This window comes from Pseudomonas sp. GW821-FHT12A04, from assembly GCF_058807755.1.
Window position 1 is genome coordinate 262,884 of record NZ_JBXAQZ010000009.1, and the last position, 16,453, is coordinate 279,336.

Below are 16,453 nucleotides of genomic sequence, written 5' to 3' on the forward strand. Positions count from 1 at the left end.
GATAACGCGGTCGTACTGACCTTAAACGCCGCTCAACCCCTTGATCAGCAAATCCACATTCCCCTCCAGTTCCGCGACCGGATCCTCGGCATCGGTACTCAGCACCAGTAACCGGCTCCCCGACCCGGCAATCACCGCTTTCAGCGCATCCGACGGCTGCCGGTGATGCAGCACCACCGTCACGTCATTATCCTTGAGCGTTGCGCCCAATTGCTTCAGCGCCTCCGGTGTCCACTCGGCATCGGCGCGTGCATCCTGGCCGATCAATTCCAGATTGAGACCGCCGATCAGGTAGCCGAAGTGATCGCTGAGACTCATCACACAGAGGTTGTCCACATTGGCCAACCGCGCTTCGCTGTCGGCACTGAGCTTGAGCAAACGCTGCTTGAGCGATGCCAGGTTGGCGTCGATCTTCGGCTTGGCCTTGGGGGCCAGACGCACCAGGTCCGCCGCCATCACATCGGCCATGCGCCCCATGTTATTGCTGGAGAACCACGGCTGACTGTTCAGCCCGTCGACCTTGTTGTCGGGCTGTACGGCTATGCCGGGCAGGGCGCCGTCCACGGGGCGAGCGGCGTCGACTTCGACGATGCGGATATTGCTGCGCCGGGCGATCGGGTACAGCGGGTCATCCGGCCACAGTGAGCGCAGGCCGATCACCGCATCGGCGTCGCTTGCCAGTTTGGCCAGCGCCGGGGCGCCACGGCCGGTGAAGTAGGCGGTCTGGCGGCTGCCGGGCAGGTTGGCCGGGGTCGCGCGTTCGAGGCTGACATCGGTGCCCTTGAGCAAGACCTCACCCAGGCCATAGGTAATCGGCAAGGAGGCCAGCACACGCAGCGGTTTGCCGTTGTCGGCGGCCATGGTCGTTGTCGCCAGCCCGCACAGGGCGACGGCGAGGGTCAGTTGGCGCAGTGAAAAAATCATTTATCCAAGGTTCCCTTTCAGGCTGGGGACGACGCCGCGCGCGATGGCGGCCAGGGCGAAGGCGATACCGGCCACGAGGATGATCGCGGCGCCGGACGGGATCGGCAGGTCGAAGACAATCGGTGCAAGAATCCCGCACAGTGTGCTGACTGTGGCGATCAGCACCGAACACCAGAAAAAGCCCTTCAGCGATTGGCTGAGCAGGCGTGCCGCGGCGGCCGGAATCACCAGCAGGGCGCCCACCAGAATCGCGCCGATGACCTTCACGGCGGCGACGGTGATCAGCGTCACCAGAATCACGAACAGATAATCCAGGGTTTTCACCGCCACCCCGCGCACCGCCGCCAACTGCGGGTTGAAACTGGCGAGCATGATGCGGTTGTACAAAGGCAAGGCCAGGGCCATGACCAGCGAACCGACGATGGCCAGCACCTGCAGGTCATTGCCATTGACCGTCAGCACCGAGCCGAACAGCACGTTTTCCAGAATGTGCACGTTGATCTTGCCCGCCAGAATCAGCAGCAGGCTCGCGCCCAAGGCGAGCGACACCGAGAGAAACACGCCGATCAGGGTATCTGGCGCCAGACCGGTGCGGTTGCGCAGGTAATTGAGCAGGATGCCGAACAGCAGGCAGTAGCCGAACAGGCTGCCGTAGGGGCCGGTGTAGGGTTCGCCGAGCAGGATGCCGATGGCCACGCCGGTCAGGGCGGCGTGACCGACCGCCTCGGAGAAAAACGCGAAGCGCTTGACCACCACCAACGTGCCCAGGCCTCCCAGTACCGGGCCGATCAACAGGCCGGCGAGCAGGGCGTTGACCACGAATCCATAGGCCAGCGCCTCGGGCAGATAACCCGACGACGCCCAGCCCTGGACCATCAGGCGAAAAGCTTCGTAACTCATCAGGCAAGGCTCCGTGGGTGGGTCGAGAACAGGTTCAACAGACGCTCCGGTGTCAGCGCCTGTTGCGGCGTGGCGTCGAACAGCACCCGGCGATTGAGCCCGGTGACGTGATCGGCCAGGCGCCCGACCGCTTCCAGGTCGTGCTCGATCCACAGTACGGTGATGCCCGCCGCTCGCCAGTCGCCGAGCAAGCGTTCGAACACCCGGATACCGGCCTCATCGAGGGCCGACATCGGTTCGTCGAGTACCAGCAATTGCGGAGGCGGAATCAGCCCCTGGGCGAGCAACACCCGTTGCCGTTCGCCGCCGGATAGCGCGCCCATGCGGCGCTTGCGTTTGTCCTGCATGCCGACCCGCTCCAGCGCCTCGCCAATCGCCGTCGCGTAGTGTTTGCTCAAGCCGAGAAAGGCCGGGCGACGCTGGCACATGGCGGCCATGAAATCGTCGACGGTCATTGGCAAGCCCCGGTCGAACTCCATTGCCTGTGGCACATAGCCGATGGTCCCCGGCTCGGCTGGCCAATGCAGGCTCAAGCGGCCCTGGTGAGGCATTTGCCCGAGCAGGGTCTTGATCAGCGAACTCTTGCCTCCACCGTTGGGGCCGACCAGTGCGTGCACGCTGCCGGGGCGGACTTGAAATGTCACGTTGTCGAGGATCGTCGTGCGCCCGAGGGTCAGGCTGACGCCTGCAAAATCCAATGTCGGCCCCGAAACCTGTGGGAGCGAGCTTGCTCGCGATGGCGGTGTATCAGGCAACATGGTGGTCGACTGACACGACGCTTTCGCGAGCAAGCCCGCTCCCACAGGGGATTCTGCATCGGCCAGGATGGTTTCTTTCGATGTCATTGGCCGGACTCCTGAATCGCCCGCACCACGGTGTCGAGGTTGCCGGTCATTTCCTTTTCGTACTTGTCGGCGGTGTATTCGCCGTAGGAAATATGCGACAGCGGATACAGCTTCACGCCGGATTCGCGCTGGATGGTGTCGACGTAAGTGGAAGGAAAGTCCATCTCCGAGAAGATCACCTTCACGTCCAGTTCACGCAGTTGATCGATGGTTTTTTTCAGCTGGCTCGGGCTTGGCTCGATACCGTGGGCCGGCTCGACCACGGCCGTCACTTCGAGGCCGAATTCGCGCAGCAGATAGTCGTAGGCCGCGTGTACCGTGGCCACCCGCAGTTCCGCGTTCGGTGCCTGGGTCAGTTTGGCCAGGGCGTCGGCGCGCATCTTGCGCAGGCGCTTGCCGTAGGCGCGGGCGTTCTCGGTGTAGGTTTTGGCATTGGCGGGATCGAACTTGCCTAGCTCCCGGGCAATGTTGTTGACCTGGGCAATCGAGGCGCTGATCGACAGGAAGGTGTGCGGGTTCACCACCTTGCCGGCACCGCGTGCGGCCACGCCGGTGGCGGCCAGTAGCGGTACGTTCTCGTTGGCTTCGATTACCGGCACGTTCGGGGTTTCGCTGGCGGCGATCATGCGGTCGGCGAAGTCGTCATGGCCGACACCGTTGAGCACAATCACGTCCAGCCCGCTGATGCGCTTGATGTCTTCGGCGCGGGGCTCGTAGGCATGTGGGTTGAACCCGGCCGGAATCAGCGGCACCACCTCGGCCTTGTCGCCGACGATGTTCGCCACGTAGCTGTAGTAGGGATGCAGGGTGATGCCGATACGCAGGCGCTTGGCTTCGTCGGCGCTGGCCAGGGATGGCAGCAGGCAGGCGAGCAAGCCGACCAGCAGCAGGCGCAAAAAAGAACATTGAGATGAATTGGGCATGGGAAAGCGGTCTTCTCTCGGAAAAAGGCGAGGGTTCAGTGCCGGTGCTGGCGGGTCACACCGGCATCGAATTGCGCGATGACCTGCTGCCAGCCGGCGCTTTCGAGCGCGACGTCGCTGAGGTCGGCCGGTGCCGTGAGCGTGCTGGCGCGGTTGAGCCAGATGTCCGGTGCAGCGTCGGCGGTTGCGCTCAGGCGCAGCAGAAACGAACCGGCGACCGTCGGCTTCTGGCTCTGGCCGAAATAGGCCTTGGCGTCGAGCATTTGCCAGGCATGGCCACCCCGGCTGACGGAGCTGGCGTCCCGGGCAAACGGGGCAAACCCTTCCTCGGCCAGCAACTCGGGTGTCGGCAGCGCTTGCTGTTCCTGGCGCAGCAAATGGATCTCGTCCAGCGTCACCCGCAAATCGGCGTAGATACCTTGCTCGGATGCACTGAGGTCACGGCGCGCATCCAGTTGATGGCTGCTGACGCTGCTCACCTCATGGGATTCACCGCGCCAGAGCACCACCGAGCCGGCCACCGCCAGGATCGTCAGGCACAGCAGCAGAACATAGAGGGTTTCGTGACCGGCCCCGGCCGGGCGCACGACTTGGGTCGTTGGAGTGCTCATGGTGCCTCGATGTCCGCTTGGTCGATTTCCACGACGTGACCGGGGCCGGCATCGAACAGCACATAGAACTCGGCGCCGGGCTTCTTGAAGGTCAGGGTCGAATCAGGCCCGAGCTTGCCCGGCACCAGGATGGTTTCGTCGTAGCCGATCACATCGAGGGTCACGCCAGGAGCGCCGCTGCCGTCGGAAAAACCGCCGGTGCACTTGATCTGCTCCGCGTCGATGGCCTTGCATTCGCACATCGGATTGTGGGCCAGGGCGGCGGCGCTGAAGCCGGCGCAGAGCACCAGCAACACGGCGTTGAGCGGGCGAAGAGGGGTGATCATGGTTTGCCTCCTTGTTTGTTCAGCCAGGCGATGGTGGCGGGGGAGGCCTGGGTCAAAGGAATGGATGCCTGATGCATGGCGCCGTCCCAGCCTTCCATGGTGATCCACAGTTCGGCGTCGGCCGTGGTCTTTTCCGGGACGGGCAGCGAGGCGCCCATGCGGTACGGGGTGCCGAAGAAAATCACCCCGGCGGCGCGCAGGCTGCGGGGCTTGCCGATACGCAGGTAAGTGGCCTTGACCTGGCCGATACAGGCCTCGCACAACGCGGCGTTGAAACCTTTCATGTAACCGGCCGGGCCGTCGAGCATGGGCGCGGCGTTGCGCAATTCCGCCAGGCGCAGGCTCCAGGGACCGACCCGGACTTCGCCGACCTCCCGTTCGCCAAGGCCACTGTCGCCGCGCATCAATGCCTCGTCGGCGAAGTACTTGGGCATGAAACCCAGGGGAATCAGCAGTAACAGGACGTTCAGATGAAAGCGCCATTTGTGCCAGAACACGTGCAGGCGCGAGGGTTGCGAGGCCGCAGTGACTTTGCTCACAGGTGGGCCTCCGAGGGTTCGTTGTTCGTGACCGGTTGCGCCGCGGTGCCACGCTGTTTTTTGTTGCTGCGCTTGAAGGCATTGGCCGTGGCCAGTGCCGTGCGTTTGGTCCAGATCAGCAGACCGCTGAGCACCATCATGCTCAGCAACAGGCCGAAGAACGCCCAGATCAGCTTGATCCACAGGCCGCCGAAATCGCCGGTGTGCAGCGGGCGCATGGACTCGGTGACGAACTCCAGGGTCGAACGGTCCGAGATCAGGCGCGAGGCGGCGATTTCGCCGTTGTACGGGTTTATCGTGGCGGTCTGGAACATCAACGGATACCAACCGCGTCCGCCGACATCCAGGTGGCTGTAGGCATTGCCCGGCAAGCTGACAAAGCTGGCCTCCAGCCCGGAGATTTTCTGCGTGGCGATTTCAATCGCGCGATCAAGGTCGATACGCGGCGGGGGCGAGCCATCGGCTGACAGCGGCACCGCTTCGCGGGACATCGCCGGGATGATCTTTTCCGTGGAAATGGAAATCTGGTTATCGAACAGCAATGCCTGGATCAGGAACCAGGTGCCGGTGATGGAAATCACCGCGATGAACCAGATCGACCAGATGCCGCTCAAGCGGTGAAAGTCGCCCCAGAAAATCCGCGCGCCGTGGCGAATACGCAGGGTTGGCCGAAAAAAGCCTTTCCAGAAGCGTTTGTAGACCACCAGCCCGGTGACCAGCGACGCCAGTAGCGGTAAGCCGAGAAACGACACCAGGTACCAGCCCCAGCTGTAACCGTTGGTGAACGGCACCAGCCACCAGCCGTGCAGCGCCCGGGTGAAGGCGCGGAAGTTGAACTCCGGCGCGACACCCTGGATCACGCCGCTGTACGGATTGACATAAATCACCACCGAGCGCCCGTCGGGGTAGCTGACTTCGACATCCAGGGCGAAATGCGACTCGTCGGGGCGGCTGATGCTCTGCACCACGGTCTGCGGTTCGGCCTTGTTGATGGCCTCGATGACCTGCTGATAACTGAGTAGCGGGGCGTCGTCCGAGGGCTGGCTGGCGCGCATTGGCGGGTTGGCCAGCCAGACGATCTCCTGACTGATGACGGCCAGGGTTCCGGTTACACAGACGATCAGCACGAAAAACCAGATCGGCAATGCCAGCCAGCTATGGACCAGGAACCAGATTTTTGAACGGGACTTCTTTGACATGTTGGAGGTCTTGCCTGGATGAGAGGCAGCTCGGCTGCGGGCTTCGCAGGGATGAGCGCCCAGAAGGTCCGGTCGTGGCTTTTGCCTACGCGAAAGGACTGCATCTAAGTAGGACGGATGAGCAGGGGAAATCCCGAAAGGGGAAATGAAAGAAAATGTTTCTCATTGTCGACAGGTCGCGGGCGGGCTTGCTTGCGCAAGTGATGGCATGTCGGCGGTGCTGCTGAAGACGGGACCCTTGTGGGAGCGAGCCTGCTCGCGAAGAGGCCCGCTCCATCACCAGGGATTTCAACCCTGGGCAAACATCTCCTTGGCCCGTTGCTCGATCTGTTCCTGAGTCAGGTCTTCCTTGTGCGTGGCCAGGAACCACAGGTGCCCGTAGGGATCCTTCAAGGTCCCTGAACGGTCGCCGTAAAACTGATCCTTGACCTCCGATACAACGGTTGCGCCGGCATCGATCGCCTGTTTGTAGGACTTGTCGACATCCGTCACGTACAAATGCAGACCCACGGACGGCGAATTGTCCGGGTTGCTCAGCGGTCCTTGATCGCATGGTGTGCCCAGCATGATCGGGCAATCGCCGATACGCAGTTCCGCGTGGCCGACACCACCATCGGGCATGTCCAGTCGCATGATTTCAATGGCGCCGAAGGCTTTTTTGTAGAAGGCGATGGCTTCGGCGGCTTTGTTGATGCCCAGATAGGGGGTGACGCTGTGATACCCCTCTGGAATGGGTTTGACGCTCATGATGGAACTCCCTGTTGTTGTTTTGTGAATGGAAAGTACTTGTGCCGTTGTACGACCGAATAAATATAGGCCAGCCTCTTTTGCCTCACCGAATGCCCGACGAGCAGCAGCGCCATTCAAGAGCCATCAAGTTGGCTCCAACCAGTGCGCTCCCGGCCCGCGCTCTCCCAGCACATCACCTGCGTTGCGCAATGGACAAGCCTCCATCGACAGGCAACCACACCCGATACAGCCGTTGAGGCGATCGCGCAGCAGGGTCAGTTGGTTGATGCGCTCATCCAGTTCCCGGCTCCATTGCGCCGACAGCATTTTCCAGTCCGCCGCCGTCGGGGCTCGGTTGTCGGGCAGCGACTTGAGGGCTTCGCCGATCTCCGCCAAAGGAATTCCCAGGCGCTGGGCAACCTTGATCAAGGCCACCCGTCGCAGCACTTCCCTGGGATAGCGGCGCTGGTTGCCTTGATTGCGGTTGCTCTTGATCAGCCCCCTGGACTCATAGAAGTGCAGCGCCGTGACTGCCACACCGCTGCGCGCCGCGACTTGGCCGACGGTAAGTTCCTTGTGCAGGTTTTCCGGGGTGATCATTTAAAAAATGCCTCTTGACCTCCAGTTAACTTGAGGTTTTACCCTGCACACCTTCGGATCGCAAGATTCGCCTTACATGTGAGTGGGGGACATTTCATGCAAGCCTCAGAGAAGAATCGCAGCTTTACCCAACTGATCGAATTCCAGATCGAGCCGCATCAACTACCCGCGCTGGTATTGGCATTGTCGGCACAGACCGAACATCTGGCCCGGCAGCACCGCGGCTTTCTCAGTGCCAGCATCCAGGCCAGCGATGATGGCCGGCGGGTACTCAATTATCTGCAATGGCAAACCCGCGAAGCCGGGGAGGCTGCGTTCCGGTCCTTTGAAAACGGCGAAGAGGATTTCTGGCAGTTGATCCGCGCCCATCAGGCGAAGGCCGTGACCTTCGGCTCGTTCCAGGTCCTGCACAGCCTGGAGCGCAGCCACGACAATGCATTGCACTGCAGCCTGGTGGGCTGGCGCTGACAAGGGCAATGATCGCCATTTCTTGATAGCCACTATTGAAAGCGTTGATTTCTGCTGCCCGGGAGGCGCGGGTAGCCTGTGTTCATTGCCTCGAACCCAGTCGCCAGGACGCCAGAAATGAAACCGATGATCGCCACTTTGCTGATGCTCGCCGTCTCCGTACTCGCCGGATGTGCCAGCCATGTTTCCCCTGAGCTTCGGCCTTACACGGCTGAAGAAAGCAAGGAACTGGCGCTGGAAGCGCTGAACCGCCGCGGATTGTCCTTCGACGAATACCACGCGAAAAAAGCCGAGCTGCTCGGTCAGCCGCAAAAGTCGTTCGGTTTCGACAACCAGGGTGAAATGAACGTCGGGCGATCTGTACAGCTTCACGGTCGTCCGAGCTGAGGCGAAACTGTACTGCTCCAAGTTTCGCATAACTGTCCATGGGTTTCGCCGAAGGTGTGCGATAGGGTCAACACCTGACCGACCCTGACGGACTGCCACCCATGACGCTCTCACTCGACCTGCTGCTGGGCTTCGCCCTGTTTGCCCTCGTCACCTCGATCACGCCCGGCCCGAACAACACCATGTTGCTGGCCTCCGGGGTGAACTTCGGCTTCAACCGCACGATTCCGCACATGCTCGGCATCACTTGTGGCTTCTTCATACTGGTGGTGGCGGTCGGCTTTGGCCTTGGCGCGGTGTTCCAGACCTACCCTTTGCTCTACACCGTGCTGCGTTATGTGGGGGCGGCGTATTTGCTGTATCTGGCGTGGAAAATCGCCCATTCCGGGCCAATGTCGGAGAGCCAGCAGGGCGAGGCGAAACCGATCAGCTATCTGGGTGCCGCCGCGTTCCAGTGGGTCAATCCCAAGGCCTGGATCATGGCCATCGGCGCTATCAGCACTTACACGCCGATGCAGGGATACTTCACGAATGTGATCGTGATCGCGGCCGTTTTTGCGATCATCAACCTGCCGAGCGTGGGTGTCTGGGCCGCTTGCGGCACGCTGTTGCGCAATGTTCTGAAGGATCGCCGCTGGCTGCGCCTGTTCAATTGGGGCATGGCCGCGCTGCTTGTGGGTTCGCTGTATCCGCTGATACTCGAAAGCTTTAGCTGACGCATTGCTTCAACCGGTTGCCCGATGCCTGTTAAGCTGACTTTTCAGGAGCGTTCCTACGCACTTTTAAATGAAGTAATTCTTCTTTAACGGCATCCGATCAGGTATTGGTAACGTTCTGAAAACCGCGCGCAGCTCACAAGGCTGCGCTTTGCCGTTTGCAGTCACGAGCTTCCTGATCCCGGAACACGCTCTGCGAGTCTTTTATGAATAAACGTCCGTTGTATTTCGATTACGCCGCCACCACGCCGGTGGATGAGCGGGTCATCAAGGTGATGATCGAGTGTCTGGGCTTTACCGGCAATTTCGGCAACCCTGCTTCCAGTTCCCACGTCTTCGGCCAGCAGGCCCGGCAATCAGTCGAACAGGCGCGACGCCAGGTCGCCGAACTGGTCGGCGCGACACCCGGGCAGATCGTCTGGACCTCCGGCGCCACCGAATCCAACAACCTGGCGCTCAAGGGTGTGGCCCAGGCCCGCGGCATTGGCGGGGGCCATATCATCACCAGCCAGATCGAACACAAGGCCATTCTCGATACCGCCAGGCAACTGGAGGATGCCGGTGTCGCGGTGACCTACCTGGTGCCGGACGCCGAGGGCCTGATCACGGCGCAAGCAGTCAGCGAAGCCATGCGCGAAGACACCTTCCTGGTGTCGCTGATGCTGGTCAACAACGAACTGGGCACCCTCAACGACATTCCCGCCATCGGTCAGATCGTGCGTGATCGCGGGGCGTTGTTCCATGTCGACGCCGCACAGGGCGCGGGCAAAGTGGCGATCGACCTCGCACTGTGGCCGGTGGACCTGATGTCGTTTTCCGCGCACAAGCTCTACGGCCCCAAGGGCATCGGCGCGTTGTACGTCGGTCCGCGTGCACAACAGCGTTTGCAGGCGCAGATCCATGGCGGCGGGCATGAGGGCGGTTTGCGTTCCGGCACGCTGGCGACCCATCAGATCGCGGCCATGGGCGCGGCCTTTGCACTGGCGGCGGCTGCGTTCGATGAAGAGAAAGCCACCATCGTGCGTTTGCGTGAACGCTTGCTCGAGCAATTGCAGAGCGTTCCCGGCGTGCGTCTCAACGGCAGCCCGACCCGGCGCATTCCCCATACCCTGAGCCTGACCTTCGACGAAGGGGAGTTCAACCCGGCGGCGTTGCTGGCTTCGATCGCGTTTTCCGCGACCTCGGCCTGCAATTCCGCGAGCAATACCCCATCCCATGTACTGCTGGCCCTGGGGCACGATGCCCGCTCGGCCGGTCGCACCATCCGCTTGAGCCTCGGGCGTTTCACCACCGAGCAGGACATCGACCAGGCGGTTCAACTGATCAAGGCAGCCTGCGCCAGTGCTCCGGCATTCTGGCAATAGGGCGACGAAGCGCCGACATTGATCGGCACTCAACAATAATGATGAAGTGGTTAGCAGGAGACACGATGAATACGCAGCTTTCGATCAATGGATCGGTGCCCCAGCGCCTGGCGCAAACCCGCGAACTGATGAGCCGGGAGGGCATTCACGCCTTGCTGGTGCCGTCGGCCGACCCGCACCTGTCCGAATACCTGCCGGGTTACTGGCAGGGGCGCCAGTGGTTGTCGGGTTTCCATGGTTCGGTCGGCACCCTGATCGTGACCCCGGATTTTGCAGGCGTCTGGGCCGACAGCCGTTACTGGGAGCAGGCGACCAAGGAACTCAACGGCAGCGGCATTGACCTGGTCAAGCTGCAACCGGGTCAACCCGGACCACTGGAATGGCTGGCCGAGCAAACCCCCGAGGGTGGTGTTGTCGCGGTCGATGGCGCGGTCATGGCCGTGGCTTCGGCACGGACCCTGGGCGGTAAACTGGAAGAGCGTGGCGCTCGCCTGCGCACCGACATCGACCTGCTGAGCGGCGTCTGGAGTGACCGCCCAGGCCTGCCGAACGAACCGATCTATCAGCACTTGCCACCACAGGCGACCGTCAGCCGTGGCGAAAAACTCGCCAAACTGCGTGAAACCCTGCAGGCGCGGGGTGCCGACTGGCATTTCATCGCCACCCTGGATGATATCGCCTGGCTGTTCAACCTGCGTGGCGGCGACGTTTCGTTCAACCCGGTGTTTGTTTCTTTCGCCTTGATCAATCAGCAACAGGCCACGCTGTTTGTCGCCTTGAGCAAAGTCAGCGCCGAACTGCGCGCCATCCTCGAACGGGACGGGGTGACCTTGCGCGATTACAGCGAAGTCGCTACTGCATTGCGTGCCGTACCGAGCGGCGCGAGCCTGCAAGTCGATCCGGCGCGGGTCACGGCAGGGTTGCTGGACAACCTCGACAGTGGGGTGAAACTGATCGAAGGCCTGAACCCGACCACCCTGGCCAAATCGCAAAAAAGCCTGGCCGATGCCGAACACATCCGTCAGGCCATGGAACAGGACGGCGCAGCACTGTGCGAATTCTTTGCCTGGCTGGATTCGGCGCTGGGGCGCGAGCGCATCACCGAACTGACCATCGACGAAAAACTCACCGCGGCCCGTGAACGCCGTCCGGATTATGTGTCTCTGAGTTTCAACACCATTGCCGCGTTCAACGCCAATGGCGCGATGCCGCACTACCATGCCACCGAAGAAGAACACGCGGTGATCGAAGGGGACGGCCTACTGCTGATCGACTCCGGCGGCCAGTATCTGGGCGGCACCACCGACATCACGCGCATGGTTGCTGTGGGCACACCGACCGATGAGCAAAAACGCGATTGCACCCGCGTGCTCAAGGGTGTGATTGCCTTGTCCCGCGCGCAGTTCCCGAAAGGCATTCTGTCGCCGCTGCTCGATTCCATCGCCCGTGCGCCCATCTGGGCGGAAAGTGTCGACTACGGTCACGGCACCGGTCATGGCGTCGGTTACTTCCTGAACGTCCACGAAGGTCCGCAAGTCATTGCTTATCAGGCCGCGCCAGCCCCGCAAACCGCGATGCAACCCGGCATGATCACCTCCATTGAACCGGGCACCTATCGTCCGGGTCGTTGGGGTGTGCGCATTGAAAACCTGGCGATGAACCGTGAGGCGGGCAAAAGCGAATTCGGCGAGTTCCTCAAGTTCGAAACACTGACCCTGTGCCCGATCGACACGCGCTGCCTGGAAACTTCGCTGTTGTCCGAGGACGAGAAGCAGTGGTTCAACGCTTACCACGCCGAAGTGCGCGAGCGCTTGAGTCCGTTGGTCGAAGGTGCCGCGCTGGAGTGGCTCAATACCCGCACGGCGGCTATCTGATCGGGAGCTGCTATTGGTTCCGGCGTAGCTGTTTGTTTATGTGCAGCTCAGGCGCTTTATCCAGCGCCTGAGCCATAGGGCGGCGAAGGGGCGGTTGGTGGTCGAGATTCAGCTCAAGGCTTCGAGCACGAAGTCCAGTCGATCCTGGCCGAAGTACAACTGATTGTCGACAAACATGCTTGGGGCTCCGAATACGCCTCGCTGTACGGCTTTTTCGGTGTTGTCCTTGAGCAGGGCTTTTACTTCTTCATCGGCGGTCAGGGCCAGCACCTCTTGCGGATCGAAAGCGTTTTCGCTGAGCACTGCCGCGACGGTTGCCGGTTCATCCAGGCTGCGCCCCTCGACCCATATGGCCTTGAACAGGCAATCGATGAAAGCTGCAAAGCGTTCAGGGTGGCGCAACTGCATGCCTGTTACGGCGCGCATGAGCATCAAGGTGTTGATCGGGAAGTGGGGATTGAATTTCAGAGGCACGCCGTAGCGTTTGGCGTAGCGGTCCAGATCCTCAAACATGTAGCGGCCTTTGGCCGGGACAGTCGCCGGAGAGGCGTTACCGGTGGCTTTGAACACTCCGCCCAACAAGAGCGGAATGTAGATCAACCGGGTGTCGGTTTGCGCGCAGATCTTCGGTAGCTGGGTGTAGGCCAGATAGGTGGCGGGGCTGCCGAGGTCGAAGTAGAACTCCACGGTTTTGCTCATGTTCAAGGCGCTCGTCTTATTGTTGTGTGTGGGGGGAATTACCAGCGTTCGCTCCAGGGGCGCAGGTCCAGTTCGAAAGTCCAGGCGTCGCGGGGCTGGCTGTGCAGGTACCAGTAATTCTCGGCAATGTGTTCGGGGTTAAGGATGCCGTCCTGATCCTTGGTCGCGTATTTCTCGGGGAAGCTGTCGCGGATGAAATCGGTATCGATGGCGCCGTCGACGACGACATGGGCAACGTGAATATTCATGGGGCCGAGCTCTCGGGCCATGCTTTGCGCCAGCGCACGAATGCCGTGCTTGGCACCGGCAAATGCGGCGAACCCGGCTGCGCCACGCAGGCCTGCAGTGGCGCCGGTGAACAGGATCGTGCCCCGTTGGCGCTTGGCCATGCGTTTGGCCACTTCACGCGCATTGAGAAAACCGGAAAAACAGGCCATTTCCCAGATCTTGAAATACTTGCGGGCGGTTTCTTCGAGAATGCTGCACGGCACGTTCGCGCCGATGTTGAACACGAATGCCTCGATAGGGCCGATCTCGCTTTCTATCTGCTCGACCAGTGCGACCACGTCGTCTTCCTTGCGGGCGTCGCAGGCGAAACCGTGGGCCTCGCCACCATCGGCCTTTATGGCATCCACCAATGGCTGGAGCTTGTCCGCACTGCGGCGGGTAACGCAGGTGACAAAACCTTCCCGGGCAAAACGCTTGGCAATGGCGCCACCCGTGGCATCACCTGCACCGACGATAAGAACGACCTTCTTGTTATTCATGGGTAGATCCCTTTTGGTAAACGATCGTTAACTAAACGAACGTTATGCTATGATTCGACAGACGTCAAGGCGAGCAAGCTAGGGAGAAAGGCAATGCGTTATTCGGCCAGTCACAAGCTGGAAACCAGGCAAAGGCTGCTGGAAAGCAGTGCGGTATCGGCCAAGAAGTCCGGATTTTCAACGGTGGGCGTGGACGGCCTGATGAAAGCGATTGGCTTGAGTGGCGGCGCCTTCTATAGCCATTTCTCGTCGAAAGACGAGTTGTTCGCCAGCATTGTCGAGCGTGAGTTGGGGCAAAGCCTGGCGCGACTGGGGGAGGGAAAGGACCGTGACAAGCTTGAACGCTGCTTGAAGCAGTACCTGAGTATGTCTCACGTCGAGAATCCGGAAACCGGTTGTGCATTGCCGGCATTGGGGGCGGAAATTGCCCGTTCCGACCTGACTGTCCGTCAACAGGCAGAGCACTGGATTTGTCGGCTTCAGGAAAGTTGGGCGGGTATTCTGCAAAGCGACAGCCTGGCGTGGGCGATTCTGTCGCAATGTATTGGCGCGCTGGTCGTAGCGCGCATGCTGGCTAGCCCGGATATCCAGCGCACAGTGCTGAACTCCAGCTACGAGGAAATTGGCCGTCAGATCGCAAGCCCGAGAACCTGACCCGACGGCCCTGCCTATTTGCAGATGACAATCATGCTGCGGCTGGTATAACCCGCAGGATTGAGGCCAAACGGGTAATCGCCGGGCTCTTCCACTGAATCTCCCGACTTGGCAATGACCTTGTATCCCTTGGGGGCGCAGGAATTGGCGGCGCTGGCGTAGCACTTGTCCCAGGACGAAGACAGTCCGGAACAGTTGATGTGCAGCCCTTTCTTACCGTGCTTGATCTGTGTTTCCGAAGTCGCTGCGCAGCCCGCAATTGCAAGTACGGCGATCAGCATCAAAAATCGTTTCATTACTGTCCTTATAGCGTCCCCGGATCTTGTGCCCGGGTTTGGCCGCTTTCACTTTCGCTTGACGCGTACCGATATCCCTATCTGAAATGGTCCATGTCATGACACTGGGGTGCGGGGCTAAACATGGCCTAATTGAGCGGCAAATACCAGAGCCGTTTCATATCTGCTTTCAATCCGCCGCTACGGCTGGTCTGGTGCTAGTGCTCATGGTCATGGTGGCACCGACGGATGCCAGAATGATGCACATGATTGCCATCCATTGTGACAGCGAGAGGTATTCATGAAGGAACAGCAAGCCAGATAGCGCGCCGAAGGCTGGCTCGATACTCATCAGTGTGCCGAAGGTTCTGGCTGGCATGCGGGTCAGCGCGACCATCTCCAGGGTGTAGGGGAGGGCTGTGGACAGGATGGCGACGCCAAGGGCTATAGGGATCAATGCCGGGCTCAGCAGAGCTGAGCCTGCATGGACAATACCGATGGGGGCTACGAAGAGCGCAGCGATCATTACCCCCAGTGCGGCGGTTTGCACGCCATTGTCGGCCCCGGCTTTTTGACCGAACAAAATGTACAGTGCCCAGCAGACCCCTGCGCCCAAGGCATAACCGGCGCCTACAAGATCGATGCCGGTGGTCGTTTCTCCCGTCGGTATCAGTAACAGTAAGCCTGCGGCAGCCAGGGCAATCCACAAAAAGTCGATTGCGCGACGCGAGGCGTAGATCGCCACCGCCAGTGGGCCGGTGAATTCAAGCGCCACCGCGATGCCCAGCGGGACGGTTTGCAACGACATATAGAAGAGGAAGTTCATGCCGCCCAGCGCCATTCCGTAGACGATGACGGTGCGCAGGGACTTTGCAGTGAATTTTGCCCGCCATGGACGCAGTATCAGCATCATGATCACACTGGCAAAAATCAGTCGTAATGTTGTCGTCCCCTGGGGGCCCACAACGGAGAACATGCTTTTGGCCAGGGAGGCTCCGGACTGGATCGATGCCATGGCTATGAGCAGCAGCCCAACCGAGAACAGGGTAGAGGCTAGGCTGCGAGGCTGGTCATTCATTACGTGGCATCGTCCGAAATATAGGAATCAGGGTGTTTCTATTTGTGTTGGGCAATATACTGCGCATTCCTTGCAGGCGCGTCTATATATAAGCCGTGTTTTTGCACATGTCGATAGAAAACCTAAATCAATGCTTGACGGCAGATTCCAGATGTCTATAATTCGCCCCACTTCCGGCGCAGTCGAAACGGAAAACTCCTTGCTAAACAAAGAGTTACGCAGTTTTCGGCAGCAGGTTGCTTCAGTTCATCGAAGCCGAAAGGGAGTTGAAAAAGAGGTGTTGACAGCAGCGTGTAACGCTGTAGAATTCGCCTCCCGCTGACGAGAGATCTGAAGCGCAAGTGGTTGAAGTTGAAAAGGAAACTTGGAAAACTTCTGAAAATAATCACTTGACAGCAAATGAGGCTGCTGTAGAATGCGCGCCTCGGTTGAGACGAAAGATCTTAACCAACCGCTCTTTAACAACTGAATCAAGCAATTCGTGTGGGTGCTTGTGGAGTCAGACTGCTAGTCAACAGATTATCAGCATCACAAGTTACTCCGCGAGAAATCAAAGATGTAACCAACGATTGCTG

The 16,453-nt window shown here is 60.3% G+C and carries 20 protein-coding genes; 6 read left to right on the forward strand and 14 right to left on the reverse strand.

Going from position 1 to position 16,453, the window contains the following annotated elements:
* Positions 1-21: 21 nt before the first annotated feature.
* From AC1RS8_RS16350 to soxR, 10 genes are all read right to left on the reverse strand, one after another.
* The gene (locus AC1RS8_RS16350; protein WP_489339004.1) at positions 22-924 is read right to left on the reverse strand and encodes a metal ABC transporter substrate-binding protein; all 903 of its coding nucleotides are present in this window, start codon (positions 922-924) and stop codon (positions 22-24) included.
* On the reverse strand, positions 925-1,824 hold the full coding sequence (locus AC1RS8_RS16355; RefSeq protein ID WP_489339003.1) for a metal ABC transporter permease: 900 nt from the start codon (positions 1,822-1,824) through the stop codon (positions 925-927).
* Entirely contained in the window at positions 1,824-2,582 is a 759-nt protein-coding gene (locus AC1RS8_RS16360) for a metal ABC transporter ATP-binding protein (protein ID WP_489340639.1), read from the reverse strand. The genes AC1RS8_RS16355 and AC1RS8_RS16360 overlap by 1 nt, the downstream gene beginning before the upstream one ends.
* A gap of 83 nt (positions 2,583-2,665) precedes the next feature.
* On the reverse strand, positions 2,666-3,592 hold the full coding sequence (locus AC1RS8_RS16365; protein WP_223503904.1) for a metal ABC transporter substrate-binding protein: 927 nt from the start codon (positions 3,590-3,592) through the stop codon (positions 2,666-2,668).
* A gap of 35 nt (positions 3,593-3,627) precedes the next feature.
* Positions 3,628-4,203 carry a DUF6162 family protein gene (locus AC1RS8_RS16370; RefSeq protein WP_223503906.1) on the reverse strand — a complete coding sequence of 192 codons (576 nt, stop codon included), beginning with the start codon at positions 4,201-4,203 and terminating at the stop codon, positions 3,628-3,630.
* Positions 4,200-4,529, reverse strand: coding sequence for a hypothetical protein (locus tag AC1RS8_RS16375; RefSeq protein ID WP_057713874.1), 330 nt, complete (start codon positions 4,527-4,529; stop codon positions 4,200-4,202). Before AC1RS8_RS16375 ends, AC1RS8_RS16370 begins: the two co-directional genes overlap by 4 nt.
* Entirely contained in the window at positions 4,526-5,068 is a 543-nt protein-coding gene (locus tag AC1RS8_RS16380; protein WP_489339002.1) for a PA2404 family protein, read from the reverse strand. Before AC1RS8_RS16380 ends, AC1RS8_RS16375 begins: the two co-directional genes overlap by 4 nt.
* Positions 5,065-6,267 (reverse strand): PepSY-associated TM helix domain-containing protein, encoded by a 1,203-nt coding sequence (locus tag AC1RS8_RS16385; protein WP_057713876.1) that lies wholly within the window; start codon positions 6,265-6,267, stop codon positions 5,065-5,067. Before AC1RS8_RS16385 ends, AC1RS8_RS16380 begins: the two co-directional genes overlap by 4 nt.
* Before the next feature lie 288 nt (positions 6,268-6,555).
* A complete protein-coding gene (locus tag AC1RS8_RS16390) occupies positions 6,556-7,014 on the reverse strand; it encodes a VOC family protein (RefSeq protein ID WP_057713877.1) in 459 nt (152 codons plus the stop codon).
* A 126-nt stretch (positions 7,015-7,140) separates the two neighbouring features.
* Complete coding sequence (gene soxR / locus AC1RS8_RS16395) at positions 7,141-7,596, reverse strand: redox-sensitive transcriptional activator SoxR (protein ID WP_057713878.1); 456 nt, start codon at positions 7,594-7,596, stop codon at positions 7,141-7,143.
* A gap of 96 nt (positions 7,597-7,692) precedes the next feature.
* Between soxR and AC1RS8_RS16400 the strand changes: the two genes are divergently transcribed.
* The 5 genes from AC1RS8_RS16400 to AC1RS8_RS16420 all read left to right on the forward strand — a co-directional run bounded on the left by AC1RS8_RS16400 (position 7,693) and on the right by AC1RS8_RS16420 (position 12,405).
* Positions 7,693-8,064 (forward strand): antibiotic biosynthesis monooxygenase, encoded by a 372-nt coding sequence (locus tag AC1RS8_RS16400; protein ID WP_218494491.1) that lies wholly within the window; start codon positions 7,693-7,695, stop codon positions 8,062-8,064.
* 117 nt (positions 8,065-8,181) lie between these two features.
* Complete coding sequence (locus AC1RS8_RS16405) at positions 8,182-8,451, forward strand: hypothetical protein (RefSeq protein ID WP_057713880.1); 270 nt, start codon at positions 8,182-8,184, stop codon at positions 8,449-8,451.
* Positions 8,452-8,552: 101 nt separating this feature from the next.
* Entirely contained in the window at positions 8,553-9,167 is a 615-nt protein-coding gene (locus AC1RS8_RS16410; protein ID WP_090456994.1) for a LysE family translocator, read from the forward strand.
* A 206-nt stretch (positions 9,168-9,373) separates the two neighbouring features.
* Positions 9,374-10,531, forward strand: a complete 1,158-nt coding sequence (locus AC1RS8_RS16415) for a cysteine desulfurase family protein (RefSeq protein ID WP_489339001.1) — start codon at positions 9,374-9,376, stop codon at positions 10,529-10,531.
* Positions 10,532-10,596: 65 nt separating this feature from the next.
* Positions 10,597-12,405 carry a M24 family metallopeptidase gene (locus AC1RS8_RS16420; protein ID WP_489339000.1) on the forward strand — a complete coding sequence of 603 codons (1,809 nt, stop codon included), beginning with the start codon at positions 10,597-10,599 and terminating at the stop codon, positions 12,403-12,405.
* Positions 12,406-12,513: 108 nt separating this feature from the next.
* On the opposite strand, the gene AC1RS8_RS16425 is transcribed toward AC1RS8_RS16420, so the two are convergent.
* Both AC1RS8_RS16425 and AC1RS8_RS16430 read right to left on the reverse strand, forming a co-directional pair.
* Positions 12,514-13,104, reverse strand: a complete 591-nt coding sequence (locus tag AC1RS8_RS16425) for a 2-hydroxychromene-2-carboxylate isomerase (RefSeq protein WP_057713884.1) — start codon at positions 13,102-13,104, stop codon at positions 12,514-12,516.
* Between the two features lie 38 nt (positions 13,105-13,142).
* Entirely contained in the window at positions 13,143-13,871 is a 729-nt protein-coding gene (locus tag AC1RS8_RS16430; protein WP_057713885.1) for an SDR family oxidoreductase, read from the reverse strand.
* A 93-nt stretch (positions 13,872-13,964) separates the two neighbouring features.
* Here AC1RS8_RS16430 and AC1RS8_RS16435 point away from each other — a divergent pair, with 93 nt between their 5' ends.
* On the forward strand, positions 13,965-14,525 hold the full coding sequence (locus AC1RS8_RS16435) for a TetR/AcrR family transcriptional regulator (RefSeq protein ID WP_057713886.1): 561 nt from the start codon (positions 13,965-13,967) through the stop codon (positions 14,523-14,525).
* Between the two features lie 14 nt (positions 14,526-14,539).
* Here the strand turns inward: AC1RS8_RS16435 and AC1RS8_RS16440 are convergent, their stop codons facing one another.
* Both AC1RS8_RS16440 and rhtA read right to left on the reverse strand, forming a co-directional pair.
* A complete protein-coding gene (locus tag AC1RS8_RS16440) occupies positions 14,540-14,821 on the reverse strand; it encodes a hypothetical protein (protein ID WP_090456987.1) in 282 nt (93 codons plus the stop codon).
* Positions 14,822-14,990: 169 nt separating this feature from the next.
* Positions 14,991-15,878: a threonine/homoserine exporter RhtA gene (gene rhtA / locus AC1RS8_RS16445; RefSeq protein ID WP_150812337.1), complete on the reverse strand. Its 888-nt coding sequence runs from the start codon at positions 15,876-15,878 to the stop codon at positions 14,991-14,993.
* Positions 15,879-16,453: the final 575 nt, after the last annotated feature.

Bases quoted from the DNA above. Each gene is read 5' to 3' on its own strand.
- soxR (WP_057713878.1), bottom strand. From the start codon at position 7,596: ATGATCACCCCGGAAAACCTGCACAAGGAACTTACCGTCGGCCAAGTC.
- AC1RS8_RS16360 (WP_489340639.1), bottom strand. From the start codon at position 2,582: ATGTTGCCTGATACACCGCCATCGCGAGCAAGCTCGCTCCCACAGGTT.
- AC1RS8_RS16370 (WP_223503906.1), bottom strand. From the start codon at position 4,203: ATGAGCACTCCAACGACCCAAGTCGTGCGCCCGGCCGGGGCCGGTCAC.
- AC1RS8_RS16440 (WP_090456987.1), bottom strand. From the start codon at position 14,821: ATGAAACGATTTTTGATGCTGATCGCCGTACTTGCAATTGCGGGCTGC.
- AC1RS8_RS16400 (WP_218494491.1), top strand. From the start codon at position 7,693: ATGCAAGCCTCAGAGAAGAATCGCAGCTTTACCCAACTGATCGAATTC.
- AC1RS8_RS16410 (WP_090456994.1), top strand. From the start codon at position 8,553: ATGACGCTCTCACTCGACCTGCTGCTGGGCTTCGCCCTGTTTGCCCTC.
- AC1RS8_RS16390 (WP_057713877.1), bottom strand. From the start codon at position 7,014: ATGAGCGTCAAACCCATTCCAGAGGGGTATCACAGCGTCACCCCCTAT.
- AC1RS8_RS16405 (WP_057713880.1), top strand. From the start codon at position 8,182: ATGAAACCGATGATCGCCACTTTGCTGATGCTCGCCGTCTCCGTACTC.
- AC1RS8_RS16425 (WP_057713884.1), bottom strand. From the start codon at position 13,104: ATGAGCAAAACCGTGGAGTTCTACTTCGACCTCGGCAGCCCCGCCACC.
- AC1RS8_RS16430 (WP_057713885.1), bottom strand. From the start codon at position 13,871: ATGAATAACAAGAAGGTCGTTCTTATCGTCGGTGCAGGTGATGCCACG.
- AC1RS8_RS16420 (WP_489339000.1), top strand. From the start codon at position 10,597: ATGAATACGCAGCTTTCGATCAATGGATCGGTGCCCCAGCGCCTGGCG.
- AC1RS8_RS16350 (WP_489339004.1), bottom strand. From the start codon at position 924: ATGATTTTTTCACTGCGCCAACTGACCCTCGCCGTCGCCCTGTGCGGG.
- AC1RS8_RS16385 (WP_057713876.1), bottom strand. From the start codon at position 6,267: ATGTCAAAGAAGTCCCGTTCAAAAATCTGGTTCCTGGTCCATAGCTGG.
- AC1RS8_RS16355 (WP_489339003.1), bottom strand. From the start codon at position 1,824: ATGAGTTACGAAGCTTTTCGCCTGATGGTCCAGGGCTGGGCGTCGTCG.
- AC1RS8_RS16435 (WP_057713886.1), top strand. From the start codon at position 13,965: ATGCGTTATTCGGCCAGTCACAAGCTGGAAACCAGGCAAAGGCTGCTG.
- AC1RS8_RS16415 (WP_489339001.1), top strand. From the start codon at position 9,374: ATGAATAAACGTCCGTTGTATTTCGATTACGCCGCCACCACGCCGGTG.
- AC1RS8_RS16375 (WP_057713874.1), bottom strand. From the start codon at position 4,529: ATGATCACCCCTCTTCGCCCGCTCAACGCCGTGTTGCTGGTGCTCTGC.
- rhtA (WP_150812337.1), bottom strand. From the start codon at position 15,878: ATGAATGACCAGCCTCGCAGCCTAGCCTCTACCCTGTTCTCGGTTGGG.
- AC1RS8_RS16365 (WP_223503904.1), bottom strand. From the start codon at position 3,592: ATGCCCAATTCATCTCAATGTTCTTTTTTGCGCCTGCTGCTGGTCGGC.